The sequence below is a fragment of the Halobaculum sp. EA56 genome (assembly GCF_051195075.1).
Taxonomy (GTDB): domain Archaea; phylum Halobacteriota; class Halobacteria; order Halobacteriales; family Haloferacaceae; genus Halobaculum.
In genome coordinates this window covers 1-1,330 of record NZ_JBNTJX010000088.1, presented here as the reverse complement: position 1 = coordinate 1,330, position 1,330 = coordinate 1, and the positions used below count along the sequence as shown (strand labels likewise).

Sequence of the window (1,330 nt, the reverse complement as noted above, 5' to 3'; positions counted from 1 at the left end):
GGAATCGTGGTCGTTATTACACTCCTAACAGTCCTGTCTCCCGCCGTTACTCCCGTCTCAGCTGCGCTTGCGGACGGTGCGGGAGGAGCACAAACGCAGGACGCCACGGAAGTACCTCCACCCGATGTGTCAGCGGATATCTCACCGACGGAACCGATACGAGGAGACATCAACTCTTCTACTGAGGGGGTCCAACAAGTCTCGGAGAACGTATCAGTCTGGCAGCGCTCGCCGCTCTCATTAGATACTGTCGAATCTGAGTACGCGACTGGAGAAAGTGTCGACACGTACCTCGGGATCCCGACGATTACGTTCAATCTAGACGAAGCCCAAGGGCTCACATATCCGAAAAGTCAGGTGAGCTTCTTCGAACAAGGCAAGCCGATTACTGCCGAACTTGACGAGCAGAATGCCGGCGGCGGTATCACCCTTGACGGCGAGGAGGTCCAGTATGTCGCCGTCCATCTCGGAGAGGATGTCGCGACTCCGACATCTCCGGACGCAATCGAACCGCTGCTGACGGGCGAAGAGAACACGTCGGCACGGATCCTTCGGAACGCAACGTTCCAGGGGTCCGACAGCGTCGTGTTCCAGCCGCAGCGAACCGGCCGCTACCTGCTCGTCTCTGTGGTGAAGGAGAACACCAGCGCTCCCGGTATTGCGGGGCCGACTGACGAGTTGGGCGAATTAGAGATCCGGAGTAACGTGACTGTCGTCGGCTTCGACGCGATGCCCGTCCGGGAAAACGAGGACACGACAACCGTCTCGACCGAGGCCGGTGGGACGGGGGCGAACGTCACGTTCGATGTGAACGCCACGGAGACGTTCGGAGACAGCCAAGTGAGCCACACGGTCCTCGTGATCGAGACGAGCGATAACGAGTTCCGGACTGAATCGAAACTCGTTGAGGAGAACGAGGACATCACCATCTCCAACGGCTCGATCGGATCGATCGAAAGCTCGATCGCCGAGTCACGCGGGGTTACTCGGATCGAGAGCGGAGCCAGCGTCCTCGGTGTAGAGCCCGGTACAGTCGACTTCACCGGCAGTACCGACTTCACATCGCTGCTCAAGAACGCGATCGGCTCCGACAAGGTCACCAACGGGACTTCCGTGATCAACACCTCGGTCACGAGCAAGGTCGCGGGTGCGGATACGACCGTCAAGGTCGGGACGCTCCAAAAGTGGGAGAGCGGGGAGTACATCTACCTCTACATCGCGACTGAGGAGAACGATACGACCACGGTCGCACGGCGTGGAACGGTCGACCTCAAACAGGGCGTTCCGCTTAATGTGACCGCCAACCGTTCCGAGCTGCTCGCCGGTGGGG

Annotated in this window: 1 pseudogene; it reads left to right on the top strand. The window is 59.6% G+C overall.

The features are described 5' to 3' along the window. Window positions 1–126 precede the first annotated feature (126 nt). Window positions 127–1,330: pseudogene (locus ACQUQ1_RS22230) on the top strand (hypothetical protein); the annotation flags it as partial.